The 21,597-nt window shown below is 66.1% G+C and carries 24 protein-coding genes; all 24 read right to left on the bottom strand.

What is annotated here, in order from left to right; all coding sequences use genetic code 11:
* Window positions 1-11 precede the first annotated feature (11 nt).
* The 24 genes from AC0GNO_RS19520 to AC0GNO_RS19405 all read right to left on the bottom strand — a co-directional run bounded on the left by AC0GNO_RS19520 (window position 12) and on the right by AC0GNO_RS19405 (window position 21,576).
* On the bottom strand, window positions 12-1,040 hold the full coding sequence (locus AC0GNO_RS19520) for a 2Fe-2S iron-sulfur cluster-binding protein (RefSeq protein WP_472905156.1): 1,029 nt from the start codon (window positions 1,038-1,040) through the stop codon (window positions 12-14).
* Entirely contained in the window at window positions 1,037-2,023 is a 987-nt protein-coding gene (locus AC0GNO_RS19515; protein ID WP_226464545.1) for an aromatic/alkene monooxygenase hydroxylase subunit beta, read from the bottom strand. Before AC0GNO_RS19515 ends, AC0GNO_RS19520 begins: the two co-directional genes overlap by 4 nt.
* 13 nt (window positions 2,024-2,036) lie before the next feature.
* Complete coding sequence (locus AC0GNO_RS19510; RefSeq protein WP_226464546.1) at window positions 2,037-2,351, bottom strand: MmoB/DmpM family protein; 315 nt, start codon at window positions 2,349-2,351, stop codon at window positions 2,037-2,039.
* An 18-nt stretch (window positions 2,352-2,369) separates the two neighbouring features.
* Window positions 2,370-2,705 carry a Rieske 2Fe-2S domain-containing protein gene (locus tag AC0GNO_RS19505; RefSeq protein WP_304921008.1) on the bottom strand — a complete coding sequence of 112 codons (336 nt, stop codon included), beginning with the start codon at window positions 2,703-2,705 and terminating at the stop codon, window positions 2,370-2,372.
* 11 nt (window positions 2,706-2,716) lie between these two features.
* Complete coding sequence (locus AC0GNO_RS19500; protein WP_226464548.1) at window positions 2,717-2,977, bottom strand: toluene-4-monooxygenase system B family protein; 261 nt, start codon at window positions 2,975-2,977, stop codon at window positions 2,717-2,719.
* Window positions 2,978-3,000: 23 nt separating this feature from the next.
* The gene (locus AC0GNO_RS19495) at window positions 3,001-4,506 is read right to left on the bottom strand and encodes a ferritin family protein (protein ID WP_472888183.1); all 1,506 of its coding nucleotides are present in this window, start codon (window positions 4,504-4,506) and stop codon (window positions 3,001-3,003) included.
* 146 nt (window positions 4,507-4,652) lie between these two features.
* Window positions 4,653-5,300: a response regulator transcription factor gene (locus tag AC0GNO_RS19490; protein ID WP_472905155.1), complete on the bottom strand. Its 648-nt coding sequence runs from the start codon at window positions 5,298-5,300 to the stop codon at window positions 4,653-4,655.
* The gene (locus tag AC0GNO_RS19485) at window positions 5,297-8,200 is read right to left on the bottom strand and encodes an ATP-binding protein (RefSeq protein WP_472905154.1); all 2,904 of its coding nucleotides are present in this window, start codon (window positions 8,198-8,200) and stop codon (window positions 5,297-5,299) included. The genes AC0GNO_RS19490 and AC0GNO_RS19485 overlap by 4 nt, the downstream gene beginning before the upstream one ends.
* Before the next feature lie 35 nt (window positions 8,201-8,235).
* Window positions 8,236-9,042, bottom strand: a complete 807-nt coding sequence (locus AC0GNO_RS19480) for a 2-keto-4-pentenoate hydratase (protein ID WP_472905153.1) — start codon at window positions 9,040-9,042, stop codon at window positions 8,236-8,238.
* Between the two features lie 54 nt (window positions 9,043-9,096).
* Window positions 9,097-10,128 (bottom strand): 4-hydroxy-2-oxovalerate aldolase, encoded by a 1,032-nt coding sequence (gene dmpG / locus AC0GNO_RS19475; RefSeq protein WP_472905152.1) that lies wholly within the window; start codon window positions 10,126-10,128, stop codon window positions 9,097-9,099.
* 16 nt (window positions 10,129-10,144) lie between these two features.
* The gene (locus tag AC0GNO_RS19470; RefSeq protein ID WP_472905151.1) at window positions 10,145-11,062 is read right to left on the bottom strand and encodes an acetaldehyde dehydrogenase (acetylating); all 918 of its coding nucleotides are present in this window, start codon (window positions 11,060-11,062) and stop codon (window positions 10,145-10,147) included.
* 134 nt (window positions 11,063-11,196) lie between these two features.
* Window positions 11,197-11,388: a 2-hydroxymuconate tautomerase gene (locus tag AC0GNO_RS19465; protein WP_226464554.1), complete on the bottom strand. Its 192-nt coding sequence runs from the start codon at window positions 11,386-11,388 to the stop codon at window positions 11,197-11,199.
* A gap of 17 nt (window positions 11,389-11,405) precedes the next feature.
* A complete protein-coding gene (gene dmpH / locus AC0GNO_RS19460; protein ID WP_210829607.1) occupies window positions 11,406-12,194 on the bottom strand; it encodes a 2-oxo-3-hexenedioate decarboxylase in 789 nt (262 codons plus the stop codon).
* A 19-nt stretch (window positions 12,195-12,213) separates the two neighbouring features.
* The gene (gene dmpE / locus AC0GNO_RS19455) at window positions 12,214-12,990 is read right to left on the bottom strand and encodes a 2-oxopent-4-enoate hydratase (protein ID WP_210829605.1); all 777 of its coding nucleotides are present in this window, start codon (window positions 12,988-12,990) and stop codon (window positions 12,214-12,216) included.
* Window positions 12,991-13,002: 12 nt separating this feature from the next.
* Window positions 13,003-13,860 (bottom strand): alpha/beta fold hydrolase, encoded by an 858-nt coding sequence (locus AC0GNO_RS19450; RefSeq protein WP_472905150.1) that lies wholly within the window; start codon window positions 13,858-13,860, stop codon window positions 13,003-13,005.
* Window positions 13,857-15,311, bottom strand: coding sequence for a 2-hydroxymuconic semialdehyde dehydrogenase (locus AC0GNO_RS19445; RefSeq protein WP_472905149.1), 1,455 nt, complete (start codon window positions 15,309-15,311; stop codon window positions 13,857-13,859). The genes AC0GNO_RS19450 and AC0GNO_RS19445 overlap by 4 nt, the downstream gene beginning before the upstream one ends.
* A 22-nt stretch (window positions 15,312-15,333) precedes the next feature.
* The gene (locus AC0GNO_RS19440; RefSeq protein WP_472905148.1) at window positions 15,334-15,765 is read right to left on the bottom strand and encodes a GlcG/HbpS family heme-binding protein; all 432 of its coding nucleotides are present in this window, start codon (window positions 15,763-15,765) and stop codon (window positions 15,334-15,336) included.
* A gap of 147 nt (window positions 15,766-15,912) precedes the next feature.
* Window positions 15,913-16,857, bottom strand: a complete 945-nt coding sequence (locus AC0GNO_RS19435; RefSeq protein WP_210829597.1) for a catechol 2,3-dioxygenase — start codon at window positions 16,855-16,857, stop codon at window positions 15,913-15,915.
* A gap of 22 nt (window positions 16,858-16,879) precedes the next feature.
* Entirely contained in the window at window positions 16,880-17,251 is a 372-nt protein-coding gene (locus tag AC0GNO_RS19430; protein ID WP_210829594.1) for a 2Fe-2S iron-sulfur cluster binding domain-containing protein, read from the bottom strand.
* A gap of 5 nt (window positions 17,252-17,256) precedes the next feature.
* Window positions 17,257-18,318 carry an NADH:ubiquinone reductase (Na(+)-transporting) subunit F gene (locus AC0GNO_RS19425; RefSeq protein ID WP_210829592.1) on the bottom strand — a complete coding sequence of 354 codons (1,062 nt, stop codon included), beginning with the start codon at window positions 18,316-18,318 and terminating at the stop codon, window positions 17,257-17,259.
* Between the two features lie 7 nt (window positions 18,319-18,325).
* On the bottom strand, window positions 18,326-18,682 hold the full coding sequence (locus AC0GNO_RS19420; RefSeq protein WP_472905147.1) for a phenol hydroxylase subunit P4: 357 nt from the start codon (window positions 18,680-18,682) through the stop codon (window positions 18,326-18,328).
* Window positions 18,679-20,265 (bottom strand): aromatic/alkene/methane monooxygenase hydroxylase/oxygenase subunit alpha, encoded by a 1,587-nt coding sequence (locus AC0GNO_RS19415; RefSeq protein WP_290967546.1) that lies wholly within the window; start codon window positions 20,263-20,265, stop codon window positions 18,679-18,681. Before AC0GNO_RS19415 ends, AC0GNO_RS19420 begins: the two co-directional genes overlap by 4 nt.
* 23 nt (window positions 20,266-20,288) lie before the next feature.
* Entirely contained in the window at window positions 20,289-20,558 is a 270-nt protein-coding gene (locus AC0GNO_RS19410; protein ID WP_210829587.1) for an MmoB/DmpM family protein, read from the bottom strand.
* Between the two features lie 22 nt (window positions 20,559-20,580).
* The gene (locus AC0GNO_RS19405; protein WP_472905146.1) at window positions 20,581-21,576 is read right to left on the bottom strand and encodes an aromatic/alkene monooxygenase hydroxylase subunit beta; all 996 of its coding nucleotides are present in this window, start codon (window positions 21,574-21,576) and stop codon (window positions 20,581-20,583) included.
* Window positions 21,577-21,597 lie beyond the last annotated feature (21 nt).

The raw sequence follows: 21,597 nt of genomic DNA, 5'->3' as shown, positions 1-21,597 counted from the left end.
CCTGCTGAAAATCAAACGTATCGGTCAAAACGGATCTGCTCGAAAGGCACCTGGTGGCGCACCATCAGCAGGTCCTGCATGGCATCGATCATGGGTGGCGGGCCGGCCATGTAGTGGTCGAAAGTGCCGAGTCCGGGCGCGAGCTGGCGCTCGACCTCGGCGTGCACGAAACCGGTGGCGCCGGACCAATCCGACGGGTTGCCCGGGCTGGACAACACCACCGTGGCCGACAACCGCTCGCCGATCAGGGTCTGCAGTTCGGCCGCGGCGCCCAGCTCGGCCTCCTGGCGCAGACCGAGAAAAAAGTGCACCCTTCTCGTGCTGTTCTCCGCCAGCACACCGCGAGCGATTGACAACATGGGCCCCAGGCCCGACCCGCCGGCCACGCACACAGCGTCGCGGGGTGAAGGCCGTAGCCAGGCGTGTCCGTAGGGTCCGTCGATGTCCAACGTCGCCCCCACGGGCAGCTCGGTGCACATCACGGTGCTGCCGCGGCCGCTGGGCGTGCGGCGAACGATGAAGCGCCACTCACCGTTACCCTGGTCCAGGTGGGACATGGAATAGGCGCGAGCCCCGGCGACCCCCGGCGGGTAGAGCAGGGCGTACTGACCGGCGAGAAAGGTCGGCGCGTTGGCCAACTTCAGGCGCAGCTCGACCATGTCGTCGGTGATGGCGCGCCGGTCCGTCAGCGTGGCCGTGATGCGTTGCGGCAGCACGGCCGGCTTGTCTGCCTCGCTGCCCAGTCGCACCCGGATGCGCGCATCGCCCTGGGGGTGCGACTGGCAGGCCAGGCGCTTGCCGCGTTTTCGGTCGCGCTCGGACAGGCCGGGCGCGCCTTCCCACAGCGTGTGCACCACGCCCTCCAGCAATTCGAAGCGACAGGCACCGCAGCCCCCCACGCTGCATTCGTAGGGGAAGGCCAGGCCCGCGCGCAGCGCGGCCCTGAGCAGGGTGTCGTCGTTCGGCCCGACGGTGAACCCCGGGCCGTTGTCGACTTCGATCCGGGTGGCTGGGAGCAGGGCGGCGATCACCTCGCTCACAGGCCCAACCCGCTGCGGAAGTCGCGGGTGGCCTGCCGCGCGCGCTCGGCGGCGCCCGCAGCGTCAGGAAGGGCCGCGCAGTAGGCGGCGATGGCGGCGTCGGCCAGCGGTTCCCACTGCTGCACCCATCGCTGGATCACCTCGCGGTTGCCGGGCTGCTCCAGCGCCATGCGGGTGAGCGTGCTGGCCCAGCGGCGCTGACGCTGTGCGTCCAGCAGCTGGGCATCGACCAGCAGGCCGAGCAAGGTGTCGCTGTTGTGCCGACCGGCATCGCCCAGGGTGCGCAACAGGCCTTCTTCCACTGCAGGGCGGATCACCAGGCTGAACGCGGTGAAGCTCTCGGCCCAGTCCCAGGCCACCAGGGCTTTTTCGATCAGCTGGCGCCAGCCCTGCCAAGCAGGATCATTCTCCCAGTAGGCACGCTCACCGCTGCCCAGGCCAATGCCCGGAAAGCTCTTGGCCAACTCGGCCGTGCGGTAGGCGGTGTGGGTGAGCCAGCGCAGCGAGTCAGCCGTCTGGTACGTCGCGCAGTTTGAGATGGTCGAGGCCGGAGCCATCTGCGACAGGTAGGCAGAGGCCATCTGCAGCGTGTGGAACAGGTAGCGTGTCGGGGTATAGAGCCGTGCCAGGCTGCCGGCCCAGGTGGGATCGAGCATGCTGTCGTGGCCGCGCGCGGAGAACTGCTCGAACAGGCCCTGGACATAGGTCTCTTGGCCGTCCTGTTGCAGGTTGTAGGTGCGGTAGACCATTTCATCCGGATCGCGGAAGGCATCCCAGTCGGGATGCTTCAATGGCGAGGCGTTGCGGTGCTGCTTGAACCACAGCGCCATCGCGAAGTTCGGGTCGAGCTCAAACGGCGCGTCCGGGTTGTCGGTGGAGTAGTGCAGATTGGTGGAAACGATCTCGTATTCGCTGGGCTTGCGGCGGCGGCCGGCCAGGTGGCTCCAGGTCTTGAGTGGCTTGAGCACGTCGGGTTGGGTCATGGGGTATCTCCGGTCAGAGCGTCTTGTTGAAATAGAAGCGCACGTGGTCTTCGGTGGTCTCGATACGGCCTGCAAACGAGCCGAGTTCGACCTCGAGTTCGGACATGCGGAACGGCCGGCCCAATGCACGTTCCAGGGTCTCTCGGCGCAGGATCAGCTCGCCTTCGCAGTCGATGCGCACATAGGCCACCTTGTCGTCGACGCGGATGGTCTTGTCGGGGTTGTCTTCTTCGGCTGCCTCAATGACGGCCGCGGTCAGCGGGCTGGCGCGCAGCACGGGGCCGACGCGGTTGTTTCGGTAGGCTTCGGCGGTGGTGGTATCGCTCATGGTGTGTCTTTCATAGGATCAAGAATGGGCGAATAGCGGTGTGACGCCCTCGACCTGGACCAGTACGTCGTTGCCTTCGATGCGCACCGGGTAGCTGGCGAGCTTGCAGTCGCCGGGGTTGAGTCCCTGGCCGGTGCGCGCGTCGAAGGTCCACTGGTGGGCACGGCAGGTCAGCACCTTGCCGTCGAACCTGCCTTCGCACAGGGGAATGTCCTGGTGAGGGCAGACCGCTTGAAAGGCGCGCACGTCACCGCCTTCCACGCCGACCAGCAACACCTCGTGCTCACCGATCTCGACCTCGGTCATCTCGCCTTCCCAGACGTCGTCGAGCGTGCAGACTTTTTGGAATGTCATGCAGCGCTCCTTCAGCTGTCGCAGAAGATGAACTCGAGCGCCTCCATCGGTTTGATGTCGGTGTCGCAGAGCTTGGCCTGGCGAGGGTAGAAACTGTCGCTGCCCTGGCGGCGCACGCGCACCACCTTGTCGGGCCGAGGTGCCACGCGCCGGCCCACCGAGTGGTGGGCGGCGGCCGCGGCCACCTCGTCCATGGTGTTCTCGGTGTCGACCGGAACGAGCTGCAGCACGAAGTCGTACTGAAAGTTGGAGATCACGGGAAAGAGTGCCATGGTGGTGTCCTTGTTCGATGAACTCAAGCGGCCTTCTTCTCGGCCCATTTGTCGCGGTAGGCCGCGACCCAGGCGTACTGGTGCGCGTCGTCGCCGATCTCGCCCGGGGCGAGATTCATGTACTGCAGCGCGCCCATGAGGTTGGGCGGCTGGATGTGGCCGGCCAGGAAGCGGTCGACCAGCGAGAGGTGGTCGCGGTAGCGCACCGGGTCCTGCTGGAACACCCAGCGGTCAATCTCGGAGTTGAAGTGGTAGGTGCGGCCCTTGTAGTCGAGCGGGTAGTCCTTCACGTTCCACTTGTTACCGGGAATCGCGCAGATCGGGATCTGGCTCATGTTGCAGACGATGGGCAGCGTCTCGGGGTAAGTGAGCTCGGTGCGCCCAGCCAGCAGGTTGTCGATGATCACGTCCCAGGCCTGGCCGAAGCTGTCGTTCCAGCCCGGGTATTTCTCTTCGAGCCAGTCACGGCAGTCGGGCGTGACGCCGGCAGCCACGTTCCACCACAGCGTGGGGCGCCAGAACCAGATGCCCATCTGGTAGGCGTGGTGCTGGTAGTCGAACTCGTTGATCATCTGGTCCCAGTACCAGGGCAGGTCCAGGCCCATGTCGAGCAGCGAGCGCTCGAACTGGCCCACGATCCACTCGCGCATGAACTCCTTGAACGACTGCTTGCGGTGGTGCAGCGGCGTGGCGTAGTCCATGGCGGTGCCGGTGAGCAGGCTGAACAGCCGCCAGGCGCGCGCGATCGCCACGTCGACCAGCTTCTGCGCCTCTTCCTTGCGGCCGTTGGCGATCAGGATCTGGAGCGCCGGGCCGCCGATCTGTGCGTGGCGCGACTCGTCGGTCTGGATGCTCGAGATCAGGCTGGAGAAGGTGAAATCACCCGCCTCGGCCGCGTCGGCGGCCAGGCCCAGGAACTGCATGTTGGTGAAGCCGGTTTCGAATGCGAAGGTCAGCATCACCGCAATGTCGGTGGCGCTGCGCGAGAGGAAAAGATCGTCGAAGGCGTGGCGAGCGGCGATGGCGCCCCATTCGTTGGTGTGGTACGCCTTGTGCGCCCAGTCGAACTGCCGGTCTTTGGCGCAATAGCTGTGTGGGAAATACAGCTGGATTTGCGCGTGGCGGTTCTCGTCCATCATGCCGAAGGTGGCCATGTTGCGCATGCCCGGGGCGCGCCCGAAACGCGCCATACGGGCCTCGGCGCTCATGGCGGCATACTCGCCCAGTGCGATCGCGCCGTAGTGCGACTTGAGGATCGACAGCCAGCCCGGGTCGGCTTCTTCGAACATGCGGCTGCGCTCGAGCGCAGCCTTCACAGAATACGCGCCCGCGTCTTTCTCTCGCTGGATCTTCACGTACTCGGGGTACGAGGTTTTATAGGGCTCGTCGTAGGACTCCCACTGTTCCATGGGCACGCCTTGCGCGCCAGTCATGAGGTCGGGGAAAAGTTCGGATTCGCTGACGTAGGTCGGCGTCCAGTTGGTGGCGCGCGCAATGTCGTACCACTCGCTGCGTTCCAGCAAGGCCATGGTTTGTCTCCAGTCGTTGTTGAAGTGGGTGCTTTCAGGGCCGGTCCGCTTGCGGGACAGAAGGCCGCTGTCACATCAACAACTGTAGGGAGCACACCGCTCTTGCACCATTGGACTTTGGTTTATTTGGCGCCTAGGGAATTCCCTCAATCTGCGGCCCGGGGACGTTCGGCAATGGCCGGGCGCAACTGTTCCAGCATGCTGATCAGCATCGGTACCGAGCCGGCCTGCATCTTCTCCATGAGGTTGTGGCGGTGCACCTTCACCGTGACCTCGCTGATGCCCATGCGGTCGGCCGTTTGCTTGTTGCGCAGACCTTGCGCGAGCAGTGTGAGAACCTCGCGTTCGCGCGGTGTCAGCGAACCGTAGCGGTCCTTGAGCACCTGGATGGTTTCGCGCTCGCGCAGCGCAGCACGTGAGCGCTCGAGCGAGGCCTCGATGGCGTCAAGCAGGTCCTGGTCGCGAAACGGTTTGGGCAGGAATTCCATCGCACCTGCCTTCATTGCGCGCACGGTCATGGGGATGTCGCCGTGCGCGGTGATGAAGACGATGGGCAACTGGTGCTGCAACGGCTGCAGCTGGTGCTGCAGCTCCAGACCGCTCAGACCCGGCATGCGCACATCGAGCACCAGGCATTCGGGCTCGTCCTTCGAGCGCACATAGTGGTTCAGAAAGTCGGTGGCGAGGGCATACGTCTCCACGCGCAAGCCGAACGAGCGCAGCAGGCTGCTGACCGCCTCGCGCATCGACAGGTCGTCATCGACCACGTGCACCAGGGCATTGCGCGGGGTCACGACGAACTCTCCTGTAACGCAACGGGGAGGCTGAAGCTGAAGGTCACGCCCGGCCCGGGGTTGGGTGTGTACCAGAGGTTGCCGCCGTGCGATTCGACGATGGAGCGGCTGATGGCCAGTCCCATGCCCATGCCGTCGGCCTTGGTGGTCTGGAAGGCGTCGAGCAACTTGTCCTTGATCGCCGGGGCGATGCCGGTGCCGCTGTCGATCACGTCCACCTGTACCCCCATGGCTTCCAGGTGGGTGGTGATCTGCAGCGTGCCTTGGTGGCCGCCGCCATCGCGCGTCATGGCCTCCAGGCCGTTCATCACCAGGTTCAGGATCACTTGTTGCAGCTGGATGCGGTCGGCCATCACTTCGGGCATCGGGGCCGTTTCCATATGCACGATCTCGATGCGCCGCGCCTGGGCTTCGCTGCGCACCAGCTCGAGCACGTCGCGGATCGCGTCGTTGATGTCGAGCACCGTGTACCGGGTTTCATGGCGCTGTACGAAGCCGCGGATGCGGGTGATGACGTCGCCAGCGCGGTTGGCGTCTCGGATGATGCGCGCCACCGCCGCCTTGGCCTCGGGCTCGTCGGGCGGGGACGCTTCGAGCCAGCGCAGGCTGGCGTGGCCGTTGGCCACGATGGCGGCCAGGGGCTGGTTGACCTCGTGCGCGATCGAGGCGGTGAGCTCGCCCAGCGTGCTGACGCGCGCGACTTGGGCCAGCTCGGCGCGCGCCCGAGCCAGCGACTGCTCGGCGTGCCGCTGCTCGGTGATGTCCGCGGCCACCAGCACCAGCAGCTGTTCACCACCGGGTGCGCCGGGTACCCGGGACATGCTGGTGATGGCACAGACCAGGGCGCCGTCCTGGCGCTGGAAGCGCCGCTGCACGTGGTGGGTGTCGAGCTCACCGGCCAGCAGGCCTTCGATGCGGCGCTGCGTGGCCGCGCGGTCTTCCACCGGCGTGAGCCTCGGCAGATGGAGCGCCAGCAGCTCTTCTTCGCTGTAGGCCACCATGTTTCGGAACGCCGGGTTGGCCGCCTTGAGGCCTCCGTCAGCGCCGATCAGCGCGATGCCCACCGGTGCATGCTCGTAGATCGCCCACCAGCGGTGCTCGGAGGCCTGCAGCGCGCGCCGGTTCTCGATCAGGCTGCGGGTCAGCTCGGCCAGGTCGTTGCTTTGCGAGAGCAGCTCGCGCTGCAGGCCGTCGCGCGCCAGCTTCATGGTGGTCAGGTTGCGCACGCGCGCGCGCAGCTCTTGTGCCGAAAACGGTTTGGTCACATAGTCCTGCGCGGCGCTGGCGAGCAGGCGCGCGCGCAGTGCTGCATCGTCCTTGGCGGACAGCACCAGCACGGGCAGGTCTTTCAGACGGGGAATGGCGTGCAAGGCATTCACCAGACGGTCACCGCCCATGCGCGGCAGCATCAGGTCGGTCACCAGCAGGTCGGGGGCCGAGGCCAGCGCGGCTTCGAGCGCGGCCTGGCCGTCGGGCGCCGAGGTCACGTTGAACTCGGTGCCCAGCGCATCGCAAATGAAACGCCTCATCTCGGGGATGTCCTCCACCACCAGGATGCGCGGCGCGTCGGTGGGTGCCTGGCCATTCATGGGGGCTTCTTCGGGCGGGGTGAGCTCGGCCAGCGCGGGGTTGAGAGCCGGCGCCTTCAGCGTGCGCGCGGGCGAGATCCCGCCGTGCAGCGCGGCCTCGCCGGGCGGGGGCTCCTGCGGCAGTTCAACCTGGAACAGCGATCCGCCCCCGGCGGCGGCCGTGACCGTGATGGTCCCGTGCAGCAGGTCGGTGAATTCCTTGGCGATCGCCAGACCCAGGCCGGTGCCGCCGAAGTTGCGGGTGGTGCCGGTCTGCCCCTGGCGAAAGCGCTCGAAGATCAGCTGTCGCATCTCGGGTGGCACGCCGGGCCCCGAGTCCTGCACCGTGATCAGGCAGCGACCTTGACTGGTCTTCTCGAGCGCACAGCTGACGCGCCCGCCGGGTGGCGTGAACTTGAAGGCGTTGGACAGCAGGTTCTGCAAGATGCGCTCGGTCTTGTCCTGGTCAAGGGTTGCGCGCAGCGTCTTGGGGGTGGCAATGACGTAGCTCAGGTCCAGCTGCGGCGCCACCGCATGAAACTGTTCTGCGTGTTCACGCACCAGCGCCGCCAGGTCGAGCTGCGTGTAGTGCAGGTCCATGCGCCGGGCGTCCAGTTTGGCCAGATCCAGCAGGTCGTTGACGTGTTTGAGCAAGGCGGTGGCGTTGCGCTGTATCACGCCGAGCTGGCGCCGCTGCGGGTCCGACAGGTTGCTGCCCGAGCCCAGCAACTCTTCGGCCGGACCCAGGATCAGGGCCAGTGGTGTGCGCAGTTCGTGGCTGACGTTGGCGAAGAAGTCGGTTTTCTGCTGGTCCAGCTGGCGGATGCGGGCGAGCAGGCTTTCGAGTTCGGCGTTCTTGCGCGCGATCTCGTCCTCGGCGCGCTTCTTCGCGGTGATGTTGCGGCCCTCGGCCAGAAGGAACACCACGTTCCCATCGTCGTCCCGCACCGGCAGCAGCGAGAAGTCCACCACAATGGTTTCGTCTCCCGCCGCCTGGCCAAAGACCTCCAGGTCGCAGCGGATGAACTCGCCGCCCCGAGCGCGGCGAATGAAGTCGCGCGCCAGTTCGGTGATTTCGCGCGACACCTGGAACCAGCGTGCCTCCCAGAACGGTTTGCCACGGATGTCGGCCAGGTCCACGCCCGCGCCTTCAAGCGCTGCGCGGTTGATCTCCAGTGTGCGCCCTTGGGCATCCAGCAAACCGACGAACTGGTACATCGAGTCCAGCACAATGCGCGCGAGCTTTTCGCGCTGAGCCTGCGGCGTGTCCGTCTGGTGGAGCGCCACCGACCCGACCTGGTACAGAGGGGATTCCGCGAACAGGGGGCTCATGGGAGGTATGTGAATGGGTGCGGGACAGGACAATATCAGGCTCCACCAGGGCGGCTGACACCCACTTCGACCGACTTCGCGTCGCCTGCCGAGAAACGGGCCTTCAGACGACCTCCAGGCGCCAGCGGAAACGCGGCCGTGAGGCCGCCGGTGATCACCAGGTCGCCGGGCTCCAGCCGCCGGTCGATGCCGGCCAGCTCGTGGGCGAGGCGGGCCACCGCATCGAGAGGATGGCCATCCGCCGCGGCGCCCACGCCCTTGCCAAGCGTTTCGCGCTCGTCGGACAGGCAGACGGCGACGGTGTCGAGGTCCATGAAACTGGAGACGGCCAGCGGTGGGCCCACGACCACCTGGCCTGCCGAAGAATGGTCGGCGGTGTTCTGTTCGAGCGTGAAGCGGTAGCCGGTCCAAGTCGAGTGCACGATCTCCAGGCACGCCAGGGCTTCGGATACCGCTGCCGCCACCGACCAGCGGTCCACCGGGGCCGATCGGGCATCGATGGCCGTTCCAAGTCGAAAGCCGATCTCGGGTTCGACCCGAGGCTGCACGAACCGGTCAGACACCGCGTCGCCGGATTCGAGCAGCATCCAGTCCGTCAGCGGCCCGAAGTTGGGCCTGTCCACGCCCATCTGGCGGCGCATCACTTCCGAGGTGTAGCCGAGCTTCCACCCGATGACACGCTCGCCCGCCGCAATGCGCAGCGCGACGAGCGCCTGCTGGATGTTGTAGGCCGTTGCAAGGTCGATCGGACCGAGCGTCTCCTCGGCATCGAGGGTGCGCCCGGCCCGGCGTGCAGACCAGAGGGTGTCGGCATGCTGTGCCGGCGTGGGCGTCCTGTTCATGTTCGCCTCCGTTCCCTTCGGCCCGCTCGCGCACCGAGCGTGCATACCGCCCGCTCAGGCGGCGGCGTGCAGCAGTCCGCGCTCGCGGGCCATGGTCATGGCCGTGTCCTCGATCATGTCTTCCTGGCCGCCGACCATCTTCCTTCGGCCCAGCTCGACCAGGATGTCGCGTGCCGGAATGCCGTACTTCACACTCGCCCGCTTGGCAAACAGCAGGAAGCTGCCGTAGACACCGGCGTAGCCCAGCGTGAGCGCGTCGCGGTCGATGCGGATCGGGAAGTCCATGATCGGCACCACCAGGTCTTCGGCCACGTCCTGGATCTTCCAGACGTCGACGCCGGTGCTCACGCCCATGCGGTCGAGCACGGCAACCAGCACTTCCATCGGCGTGTTGCCGGCGCCCGCGCCCAGGCCGGCGGCGGCGGCGTCGATGCGGGTGGCGCCGCACTCGATGGCGGCGACCGAGTTGGCCACGCCCATGGCGAGGTTGTGGTGACCGTGGAAGCCCAGCTCGGTCTCGGGCTTGAGCGCGTCGCGCACAGCCTGCAGGCGGGCCTTCACGTCGCCCGGCAGCATGTAGCCGGCCGAGTCGGTGATGTAGATGCAGTTGGCGCCGTAGCCCTCCATCAGCTTGGCCTGTTTCACCAGGCCTTCGGGGCTGTTCATGTGGGCCATCATCAGGAAGCCGACGGTGTCCATGTCGAGCTTGCGCGCATAGGTGATGTGCTGCTCGCTCACGTCGGCCTCGGTGCAGTGCGTCGCAACGCGGATGGTGTGCACGCCCAGACCGTGCGCCATCTTCAGGTGGTCGACGGTGCCGATGCCGGGCAGCAGCAGGGCCGAGACCTTGGCCTGCTTCATCAGCGGGATCACGGTGCCCAGGTACTCCTCGTCGGAGTGGGCCGGGAAGCCGTAGTTGACGCTGGAGCCGCCCAGGCCGTCGCCGTGGGTGACTTCGATCAGCGGCACACCGGCGGCGTCGAGGCCGCAGGCGATGCTCTTCATCTGGTCGAGCGTCATCAGGTGGCGCTTGGGGTGCATCCCGTCGCGCAGGGTCATGTCGTGCAGGGTGATTTTCTTCGTCATGGTGGTGTGCTCCGGTTCAGGCGGCAACGGGTTCGAGCACCAGCTCGCCCTTCAGGATCTCTTCGGCAAACATCTCGGCCGTGCGCGCGGCGGCGGCGGTCATGATGTCCAGATTGCCGGCGTACTTGGGCAGGTAGTCGCCCAGGCCCTCGACCTCCATGAAGACTGAGACGCGGTTGCCGTCGAAGACGGGGCCGTTGACCAGCTGGTAGCCCGGCACGTACTTCTGCACTTCCTTGATCATGTCGTGCACGCTCTTGGTGATCGCGGCCTGGTCGGGCGTGCCTTCGGTCAGGCAATGCACCGTGTCGCGCATGATCAGCGGCGGCTCGGCCGGGTTGATCACGATGATGGCCTTGCCCTTCTTCGCGCCGCCGACCTTCTCGACCGCGCCGGCCGTGGTGCGGGTGAATTCGTCGATGTTCTTGCGGGTGCCGGGGCCGACCGATTTGGACGACACGGTGGCGACGATCTCGCCGTAGGCCACGGGCTGCACACGCGACACCGCGTAGACCATGGGAATGGTCGCCTGTCCGCCGCACGTCACCATGTTCACGTTCATCTCGCGCAGGCCGACATGCTGCTTGAGGTTGACCGGCGGTACGCAGTAGGGGCCGATGGCCGCGGGCGTGAGGTCGATCATCATCGCGCCCTGCGCGTTGACCTTGCGCGAGTTCTCGGCGTGCACATAGGCGCTGGTCGCGTCGAACACGATCTGCACGCCGTCGGCCTTCATGTGCGGAATCAATCCGTCCACGCCATCGGCTGTGGTCTTGATGCCCATCTCTTTGGCGCGCTTGAGGCCGTCCGAGGCCGGGTCGATGCCCACCATCCAGACGGGTTCCAGCACCGGGCTGCGCTGCAGCTTGGCCAGCAGGTCGGTGCCGATGTTGCCTGGGCCGATGAGGGCGCATTTGATTTTTCTTTGAGTCATTTCAGAGGCTTTCATTTCAGTGATTCATTCAGTCGGAGCGCAATGCTTTCACCGGGAACCCGGCGGAACCGGCTCAGCCGGTCCGCACCGGGTTGCCCCCTTGGGGGTTGACGCGAAGCGGCGCGGGGGCCGGCTCACCGTCCCAGGTCTTTGGCGGTGACGCCTGCGATGCCCCAGTTTGTCTTGGGCACTTCGGTGATCCAGACGCGGACGGTTTCCTTTGGCGCGCTGGTGGCTTCGACCAGCGCGGCGCTGACCTTTTCGATCACGGCACGCTTCATGTCTTCGGTGCGGCCTTCGATCATGTAAATCTGGGCAAATGGCATGGGGTTCTCCTCGGGGTTCAAACGAAGCGCAGGCCGGTGCTGCCCATGCCCTGCACCTTCAGGGTCACGGCATCACCGGCGTTGACGGACACGGCTTCGGTGATGCCGCCGGACAGGATCAGGGTGCCGGCGGGTATCTCTTCGCCGCGCGCGCCCAGGTGGTTGGCCAGCATGGCAATGGCGGTCGCCGGGTGGCCCAGCACGGCGGCGCCGGCGCCGAAGGCCACGGGCTGGCCGTTCTTCTCCATCACGATGCCGACGGTGCGCAGGTCCTGGCCGTCGACCTTCATGGGCTGGCCGCCGACCACGAAGCGCGCGGCCGAGGTGTTGTCGGCGATCACGCTCTTGAGGTCGAACTTGAAGTCGCGGTAGCGGCTGTCGATCACCTCGATGCCGGGCAGCACGAAGTCGGTCGCGGCCAGCACGGTGCCCATGTGGCAGCCCGGGCCCTTGAGCGCGCGCTTGAGCACGAAGGCGATCTCGGGCTCGACCTTGGGGTGGATGAGTTCGCTGGTCTTGACTTCGCCGCCGTGCGGCACGGCGTAGTCCTCGGTCATCCAGCCGAACACAGGCGAGCTCACGCCCATCTGCTTCATCTTGGCGAACGAGGTCAGGCCGGCTTTCAGGCCCGCGAGCTTGAGACCGCGCGCCTGTTTGCGCGCGAGGATGGCGGCCTGGATCGCGTAGGCGTCGGCCCAGTCCATGTCCGGGTGGTCGTCGGTGATCTTGGTGGTGTCCCTGGCCTGCAGCTGGCAGCTCTCCAGGTGTTCGGCCAGGGCGTCGATGGTGGCTTTGTCGAGTTTCATGGGGGTGTGCCGAACGGGTTCAGTTGAAGCGCACCGAGCACTCGCCCAGCCCGCCGATGGAGACGCGGAAGAAGTCGCCCTTCTGTGCCGGGAACATGGCCGCCAGCGCGCCCGAGAGGATCACGTCGCCGGCCTTCAGGCCAATGCCCAGGCGGCCCATGGTGTTGGCCAGCCAGGCCACCGCGTTGAGCGGCGAGCCCAGGGCCGCGGCGCCGGCGCCGGTGGCGACGATCTCGCCGTTTTTTTCCAGCACCATGCCGCAGGTCTGCAGGTCCAGCGCGAGCGGGCTGACGGCGCGGTCGCCGAGCACGAACACGCCGCAGGACGCGTTGTCGGCGACGGTGTCGGTGATCTTGATCTTCCAGTCGCGGATGCGCGAGTCGACGATCTCGAAGCAGGGCATCACACACTCGGTCGCGGCCAGCACATCGGCCACGCCCACGCCCGGCCCCATCAGGTCGCGCTTGAGCAGGAAGGCGATCTCGCCCTCGGCCTTGGGCTGGATCAGGGTCGAGATGTCGATGGCCTCGCCCTGGTTGACGATCATCGCGTCGGTCAGGTAGCCGAAGTCGGGCTGGTGCACGCCCAGCATGTTCATCACAGCGGCCGAGGTCACGCCGATCTTCTTGCCCACGATCCGCTCGCCGTCCTGCAGGCGGCGCTGCAGCATGCGCTCCTGGATGCGGTAGGCCTGCTCAATGGTGATGTCGGGGAAGCGGGTGGACAGCGGGTCGACGACCTGGCGGTCGCGCAACGCGGTGTAGAGCTCGTCGCCCAGGGTTTCGATGGAGATCATGGTGTGGGTGCTTTATGTAGAGGTCTTGTCGGCTTCGTCGAGGAAGTTGGCCACCAGTTGCGCAAAGCGCGCCGCGTGTTCGATCTGCGTCCAGTGGCCGCAGTGGCCGAACACGTGCAACTGGCTGTTGGGAATCCACTGGCTCAGCGTGAGCGAGGTCTGCAGCGGGATCACCTGGTCCTCGCGGCCGTGCACGATCAGGGTCTCGTGCGGCAGCGCGCGGACGGCCGCCTCGGGGCTGGCCATGGCGTCGACCCAGCGCTGGCGCGGGGCCGGGAACATGGCCGAGAAGGACTCCTGGAAACCGGGGCGGATGCTGGCCTGGTAGCGCAGCTGGGCCAGCTCGTCGGTCACCAGCGCGCGGCTGTAGGCAAAGATGTCCAGCAGGCGTTTCATGGTGTCCAGCGAGGGCTCATAACCCCACACCGCGTCCAGGCCCGGCGTGATCGGGAAGGGCACACCGACCGAACCCATGAGCACCAGGCGGCGCACGCGCTGGGGCGCGCGGATCGCCAGCGCGAGCGAAAGCGCACCGCCAAAGCTGTTGCCGACCACGTCGGCCTGCTCGACGCCCACCGCGTCCATGACATCCAGCGCCTGCTGCACCCAGGTGTCCATGGTGTAGCTGATGCCCGCAGGCCGGTCGGTGTAGCCGAAGCCCACCATGTCGGGCGCGATCACGCGGCGGTCCTGTGCGATGACGGGCATCGCCAGTCGCCAGTTGGCCCAGGCGCTGACGCCGGGGCCGGAACCGTGGATGAACAGCACCGGTGGCTGACCGGGTTTCGATTCACCCAGGTCGTGCACGTTGCTGTTGAACGTGCCAGTGCGGATGCTCAGCGCGACTTCGGGGTTGTGGGGTGCGTTCACAGCTTCACCATGACGTTTCTGAGTTCCGTATAGAACTCGAGCGAGTGCACGCCGCCTTCGCGGCCGATGCCGCTCGCCTTGGCGCCGCCGAATGCGGTGCGCAGGTCGCGCAGGAACCAGCTGTTGATCCAGCACAGCCCCACCTCGATCGCAGCGGCCATGCGGTGGGCGGTGCCGAGGTTCTGCGTCCACACGGTGGTGGCCAGGCCGTAGTCGGTGGCGTTGGCCAGGGAAATCGCTTCTTCTTCGGTGTCGAACGGTGCGATGTGGCAGCAGGGGCCGAAGATCTCTTCGCGAACCACGCTGGCGTTCTCGGGCAGGCCGGTCCAGATGGTGGGCTGCACGAAGTGGCCCTGGGCGTATTCGCCGTCCATTTCAGGCGCGCCACCGCCTGTGACCACCGTCGCGCCTTCGGCCCTGGCCTTGGCGTAGTAGCCCAGCACCTTGGCTTTGTGTTCGGCCGAGATCAGCGGACCCAGACCGACACCGGGTGTATCGGGACCGCCGACCTTCAGGGCTTCAGCCTTTTCCTTCAGCGCAGCCACGAACCGGTCGAAGATCGGGCGCTGCACGTACACGCGTTCGGTGCCCAGGCAAACCTGGCCACAGTTCTCGAACGCGCTGCGCGTGATGCCCGCGACGGCTTTGTCGAAGTCGGCGTCGGCGAACACGATGCCGGCGTTCTTGCCGCCCAGCTCGAAGCTGACCGGGCGCACGCCTTTGGCGGCGGCGGCCATGATGGCCTCGCCGGTGCGGGTCTCGCCGGTGAAGGTGATGCCGTTGACGCGCGGGTGCCTGGTGATGAATTCGCCCGCCGATCCGGGGCCGAAACCGTGCAGCACCTGGTACACGCCCTTCGGCACGCCGACCGCGTTCATCACCTCGCCCAGCAAGGTGGCGGTGGCGGGGGTTTCTTCGGAAGGCTTGACGATCACGGTGTTGCCGCAGGCCAGCGCCGGGCCGACCTTCCAGGTCATCAGCAGCAGCGGCAGGTTCCAGGGGCAGATCACGCCGACCACGCCGAGCGGTGAGCGGATGGCGTAGCTCACGGCGGTGCCGCCGTCGGGCGTGGTCATCTGGAAGCTCTCGGTCGGCACGTTCTTCACGATGTCGGCGAAGACCTTGAAGTTGGCTGCGCCGCGCGGGATGTCGATGTGGCTGGCCAGCGAACGCGGCTTGCCGGTGTCCGCCAGTTCAGCTTCGAGGAAGTCGTCGAAGCGGCGGTTGATCTCGTCGGCCACGGCGTGCAGCAGCTCGGTGCGCTTGACCACGCTCATGCGACCCCAGTCGCCCTTGAGCGCGGCGTGGGCGGCGTCGACGGCGGCGTCGACCTCGGCCTGACCCGCTTCATGGACCATGCCGACCACGGCGTTGGTCGCCGGGTTGCGGTTCTCGAAGGTCTTGCCGGTGGCGACGAACTCGCCGTTGATGAAGTTGTGGAACTGTTTCATGTTGCGTGAGGGAGATGGGAAATCAATCCAGGCCCAGGGCCTTCAGGCCGGCGCGGGCACAGGCTTCGTCCTGCTCGGCCGATCCACCGGAGACCCCGATGCCACCGATGCGCGTGCCGTGCTCGACGATGGGCAGGCCGCCGCCGAACAAGACCAGACGCTGGCGCTGGTTCAGACCGATGCGCAGCAGCTCGTCGTCGCCGATGACGCCGCCCCACTTCGAGGTCGGGAAGCCGAAGCTCGCGGCGGTGTAGGCCTTGTCGATCGCAATGTCGATCGAATGCAGAAAGGCATGGGGCATGCGCAAGAAGGCGGCGAGGATGCCCGAGGCATCGGTCACGGCCACGTTGATGCGTATGCCCAATGCTTCTGCGTGCGCAATCGCGGCCTGACAAGCCAGCGAAGCCGCTGAAGCGGTGATCACGGAAGAGGGAGCAGAGAGTGCGGATGACATGAAAGGAAGCGGTTTTGGCGTGAGGGGACTTCAACCCAAGGGCACCGAGGAACCGGCTTCGCCGGGCCTCAGGTGCCGTCCCCCCTCGAAGCGCCGCAGGCGCGCCACGGAGGGGGGGGAAGCCGCGTCAGCGGCGCAGGGGGGTGGTCAGGTGTACACCTCGGTAAAAGAAGCCACCAGGTCACCCGTGTGATAGAAGATGCCGCTGCCCAGCATGTCTTCGGTCCAGGTGGTGACCGGACGATCACGCTGCGCCAGGTAGCCCAGGCCCGCAAAGGTCTCGTTGCGGTTGCCGCTGGGGTCGAAGAAGTAGATGGTCTCGCCGCGCGTGATGCCGTGGCGCGTGGGCGCCACGTCGATGCGCACCTTGTTCTTGGCCATCACGTCCGCCGCCTTGAGCACGTCGTGCCACGAGTCCAGGAAGAACGCGATGTGGTGCAGGCCGCTGCGCGGACCGCCCACGAAAGCGATGTCGTGCGGCGTCGTGGTGCGGCTCATCCAGGTGGCGGCCTGCATGTTGCCGTCGGGGCCGACCAGCACCTGCTCGGTCAGGAAAAAGTCCAGCGCCTCGGTCATGAAACGCGTGTTGTCGGCCACGGTGTTGATGCCGGCTTCCGGGTTCATCTCGCACATCAGCAGCAGGTGGTCCAGCCAGTGCGCGCCAGCACCTTTCAGGCCATCGGGCCAGGGATCGGGGTTGGTGGTGCCGACATCGGTTCCCACGTATTCCTTCATCGCATAGAGGCGCATTTCATGGCCGCTGGGCAGGTTGAACTGCAGCATCCGCCCGGTGGAAGGCAGCGTGCCTTCGGGCAGCATCGTGGTCTTCACGCCCCAGGCTTCCACGCTTTTTTGCAGCGCGTCCAGGTCGGCGTCTTTCTCGACCTTGTAGGCCACGTGGTTCAGGCCGGCCTGGTCCGACGGCGTCAGGATCAGCGAGAACTTGTCCCACTCGTCCCAGCATTTGAGGTAGACGTTGCCGGCCTTGTCCTTCATGGTCGTCTTGAGGCCGAGCACGTTTTCGTAGTGCCGGACCGCGGCGTCCATGTCCATCACTTTCAGGCTCGCGTGCCCGATGCGCATCACACCCATGATTTGTCTCCTGTGAGTTGGTTTACTGCTGCTGAGGGATCGGGCTGGCAGTCGCAGACTCTGCGCGCCCTTTTGAAAACGGTTTCTCCAACTTGCCGGCCACCTCCAGGTGCACCGGCGTCTGGGGCGCCACGCGGCAGGCCAGCGTGTAGCCCAGGCGTTCTTCTTCTCGCGTCACGTGGGCGCGGCTGATCGGACCGAGGGCCTTGATATCGCCATCGAGGATGCGGACCTTGCAGACGCCGCAGCCACCGTTGACGCAGCCCACCGGGATGCCCTTGCGGCCCAGGCGCAACATGCCGGTGAGCAGGCTTTCGTTGGCGGCGCAGGGGAAGGTCTCGTCGGTCTGCGCGACGTTCACGGCGAACTTGGGGCGGGTGTCGAAGATGGACATGGCCGTCACACCCGCTGGAAGAGAGGGCTGCGCGTGGCCTGTGCATCGGCCGCCGAGAGGAACTTCTCGGTGTAGATGTCGCGCTCGAACAACCGGCCCTGCATCAGGGTCGTGATGCAGGCCTCGATCATGGGCGGCGGTCCGCACAGGTAGGCTTTGCGACCGGCGAAGTTGCCGTTGAAGTGCACCTTGGCCGCCTCGTGCACGAAGCCGCGCAGGCCGTCCCAGTCCGAGCCCTCGGGCTCGTGCGAGAGCGCCGGCACGTACGTGAAGTTGGCGTGCTGCGCGGCGAGCGCGCGGAACTCGGCGTCGTAGTACAGCTCCTCGCGCGAACGTTGTCCGTAGACCAGGGTGATCGGCAGCGTGCAGCCGCGCGCGAGCAGGTCCGTGATCATCGAGCGCGGACTCGACAGGCCCGAGCCGCCGGCCATGAACAGCATGGGCTGTTGCGCCGATTCGCGCACAAAGAAGCGGCCGTAGGGGCCGGCCACACGCAGACGGTCGCCGGTCTTCAGCTGCTCGTGCAGCCAGGTGGTGCCGGCGCCGCCGGGCAGCCTGCGCACGTTCAGTTCGATGCTCTTCGTGGCGTTCACATCGGCGGGGTGATTGGCGATCGAGAAGGCGCGGCTGCCCACGCCCGGGATCTCCACCTGCACGTACTGCCCCGCCTGAAAGTCGATGGCTTTGTCCAGCTGCAGATGGATCGCCTTGATCGTGGGCGTGAGGTCCTCGATGCGGCTGACCGTGGCGGCGAAGTCGCGCACCGGGATCACGCGCGCATCGGGCTCCTCGTCGATGTCGGCCTCGATGATGGTGTCGGCCTGCAGCGTGCAGCAACAGGCGAGGGTCTTGCCTTCGTCGCGTTCGAATTCCATCAGGGCAAACGGGTTGGCCGCGCCGTGGTCCACCTCGCCGTCGCACACCTGCACCTTGCAGGACCCGCACAGACCGTGCCCGCAGGCGTGCGGCAGGTAGATGCCCTGCCGCAGCGCCGCGTCGAGCACGGTCTGGCCTTCCTCGACCTCGATGGTCGCGCCCAGGGGTTCAATGGTCAGTTGGTAGCTCATGGACAGCTCAGCTGAAGGATCCCTTGATGCCGGTGAGGCCGGGCGTGCGGAAACGGATCGCGTCCTTGTGTTGCAGGCCGTTGTCGGCCAGCGACTTCGCCGGATCGGGCTGCCAGGGCTGGCCCGACTTGAGCCACTCGACGCTGGACCAGTCGATGCTTGCGAAATCCGGGTGCTCGCCATAGATGCCGGACAGCACCGCGGTGGGCAGGGCACCGAACGGCATGTCGGGTGGCAGCGGCAGGCAGAACGGCGCGCAGAACATCAGGTGGTCTTCCCAGCCGATATAGAGCAGGGGCGCGGGAAAGTTCTCGCGCACATCCTTGGCCGGGAAGTTGTAGTCAGAGATGGCGACGACGCTCATTTCGCGGCTCCCGGTTCGGTGGTGGCGGCCGTGGCGGTCGCGGGTGGGTCGCCCCGCCAGGCGGCGAAGTTCTTCTGGTCTTCCGAGCCTTCGAAGTCGAAGTTGTCGCGGCCAACGTTCAGCTCGTAGTAATCGAGCACCGCCATCAACGGGTCGAAGCCCTCCACGGTCGGGTCGGTGCCGGGCTTGAAACAGTGGCCCTGGTAGATCTGGTGCACCGGCAGCCAGCTCTGCACGTATTTCTCGGGTTCGTGGTCGAAGATGCCCTTGCAGTGGTCCGAGCAGAAGTGGTACTTGTTGCCGAAGTAGTCGCTCTCTCGGTAGCAGATCTTGCTGGCGTCTCCGGGTTCGGTGAACAGCATCGGGATCTGGCAGGTGGTGCACAGCATGGGCAGCGTCTTGTTGTAGAAGCGCTTGCCGGCCTGCTGCTGCTCGCGGTAGTGCTCCAGCCGCGGGCGGTAGTACTTGTCGAAGGTGTCGGGGTATTTCTCCGACAGCCAGCTCATCTCTTCTTCGGTGGGCACCCAGGTGTGGAAGGGCGCGGCCGCGTTGTAGTTGTAGAAGGTGTTCCAGGCCTGGTGGCTGATGTGGTCCTTGCCTTCGCAGGCGTCCTTCCAGCCCTTGGGCTCGCGGATGCCGTAGCGCGCCAGGTCCTTGAAGAGGGCGCCACCGTTTTCTTCGGCGTACATCTCCCAGGCTTCTTTCCAGCTCATCACGCGTTTGGGCAGCATGTAGTCCTGCATCATGGCCACCAGGGTGAGCAGGCGGTAGCCGCGCCAGAACCATTTGTCGATCCAGCCCTGCACGATGGGCACGTTGGCCGGATCCTGTTCCAGCAGGAACTTGATGCACTCGATGCCCAGCGTCATGTGGCGGCTCTCGTCGCTCTGCGCGCTGAAGCCGAAGGTGACGGTGCTCATGTCGCCGTTGTGCGCCGCGCCGCTCATGAAGGGCACGAACAGCAGGTTGGTCAGCACGTACTCGAACGAGAAGCTCACGGCCACCAGGAACTCGAACGGCCCACCGGTGATGGCGTCTTCGAAGAAGGACTTCGGCACGGAGAGGTACCAGACGCGGTCGAACCAGTGGTTCGAATGGTGCATGCCGTTGAAGTACTTGTTGTAGTGGCTGATGGCGTGGGTTTCGGTCTGGTAGTGGCGCAGCTCGTCCACCGACTGCATCTGCGCGGCCACCCGCGCGCCCTCGCCGGTGAACTGGCGACCCACGTGTGCGAAGCCGCGGTGTGCGTAGTACTCCAGCGGCGTCACGCCCTGTATGAACAGCTTGAGTGCGTTGATGTAGCGAGCATCGCTCACGCCGAGCTGGCCGTTGTTCTGCGCGAACGCCTCGATCACGGCGTAGAGCTTTTTCTCCTTCTCGCCCTGGTACTTCCAGTACGCATCCATGGTCAGGCGGAACGGGTCTTCCCATTTGTTCCAGTCGTGGATCTTGATGCCTTCGTATTTGTCGTACGGGAAGACCTTGTCCATCGGCTGGTAGCTGGTTTCCCAGCCGAGGCCGCGGGTCATGGCGGCGTAGCGGTCTTTCAGACCGAGCTTTTTTCGGGTGACGCGGGTGTCCATGTTTGTCTCCTCTGTTGGGTTGTTCAATGCTTCCAGCTGAGCGTGAGCTGGTCGTCGTCTTCGTCGATGTGGCCCGAGAGCGTCACCAGGTTGATGTGGATCTGCTGCAGGTCGTAGGGCCGGCCGGTCTGTTCCTCGATGGTCGAGCGGCGGATCGTCAGGCTGTTGGGCGCGTCGATCTTGACCAGGCCTGGCGAGTGCACGACCTGGGCGCCAGGGTTGTCTGCCACGATGGCGTCGATCACCGGGCGGGACTCTTCGTTGTGCTGAAAGGCGATGAATACGTTGGACATGGGGTTTCCTTGTGGGCGGGATTCAGAGGGCGAGGCCGGCTTTTTTGCAGCGCGCCCTGAACTGGTCCATCACCTCGCCCAGCGCGGCGGGTCCCTGGGCACCCAGCGCGAGGTCGGCCACCGGTGTCAGCGCGGCTTGTGCGCGGTCCGACCAGTCGCTCACCCACTGCGAGATCAGGGCGCGGTTGGCGTCTGACTCGGCCGCGGCCACCTTCACCAGCGCGTCGACCCAGCGTGCCGTCTCGTCGTGCCACTCGGGCATGAAGCTGGTCAGCATGGCCACCGCCGTGCCACCCTGAAGGGCGATGTGGTCGTCCACGAAGTGGGTGTAGACCAGCGGGTACAGCAGGCCGTCGAGCGCCAGGTTTTGCGCCACGAACAGTTCGAACGGGTCCTGCAGCACCAGCGTGTCTTCAACGTAGCGGCGCAGGCCCTGCCAGTGCGGGTCGTCCAGCCAGGCCTGCTTGCCGGCGTCCAGCGCCTCCGGCTCGGCCATCGCCAGGCCGAGGCGGGTGAGGTACTGCGCCACCCCCAGGTTGTCCATGGCGTGGAACATGGCGGGTGCGGTGAAGGCCGTGCCAAAGCCGTAGGCGGCGATGGACGCGTTGTTCATGTTGGCGCCCCAGGCCGCGTGCCGCAACGGCAGCAACACCCGCAGGGCCTTCTCGCGCACCGCGTCCGGGATCATGCCGACCATGCCGCGCGATTCGACGAACTGGAAGCTGGACTCCACCGCGTCCTGCTGGCGCGCCCGCGTCATGGTCCAGGTGGCGTAATAGAACTGGCGCGGGTCCTTGAGCACGTACCAGTCGGCCAGCACCACACGGCTGCGCGAGGGGTCGAACAGTTCGTGCGCCGGGTCCCAGGTCGGGCGGTAGTGGAAGTTCGTCATCGGCTGGGCGCCGAAGGTGGCTTCCTGGTAGCGCGAGGCCACCTTGTCGCCGCCCATGTGCTGCGCCACGTGGGCGTAGGTGTTGCGCAGCGGTGTGATCTCGCGCGCCTGCAGATCGATGTTCATCGGGTCTTGTCTCCTGGAGTT

It is taken from the genome of Hydrogenophaga sp. L310, from assembly GCF_055703065.1.
This window is presented reverse-complemented; position numbering and strand designations above follow the sequence as displayed.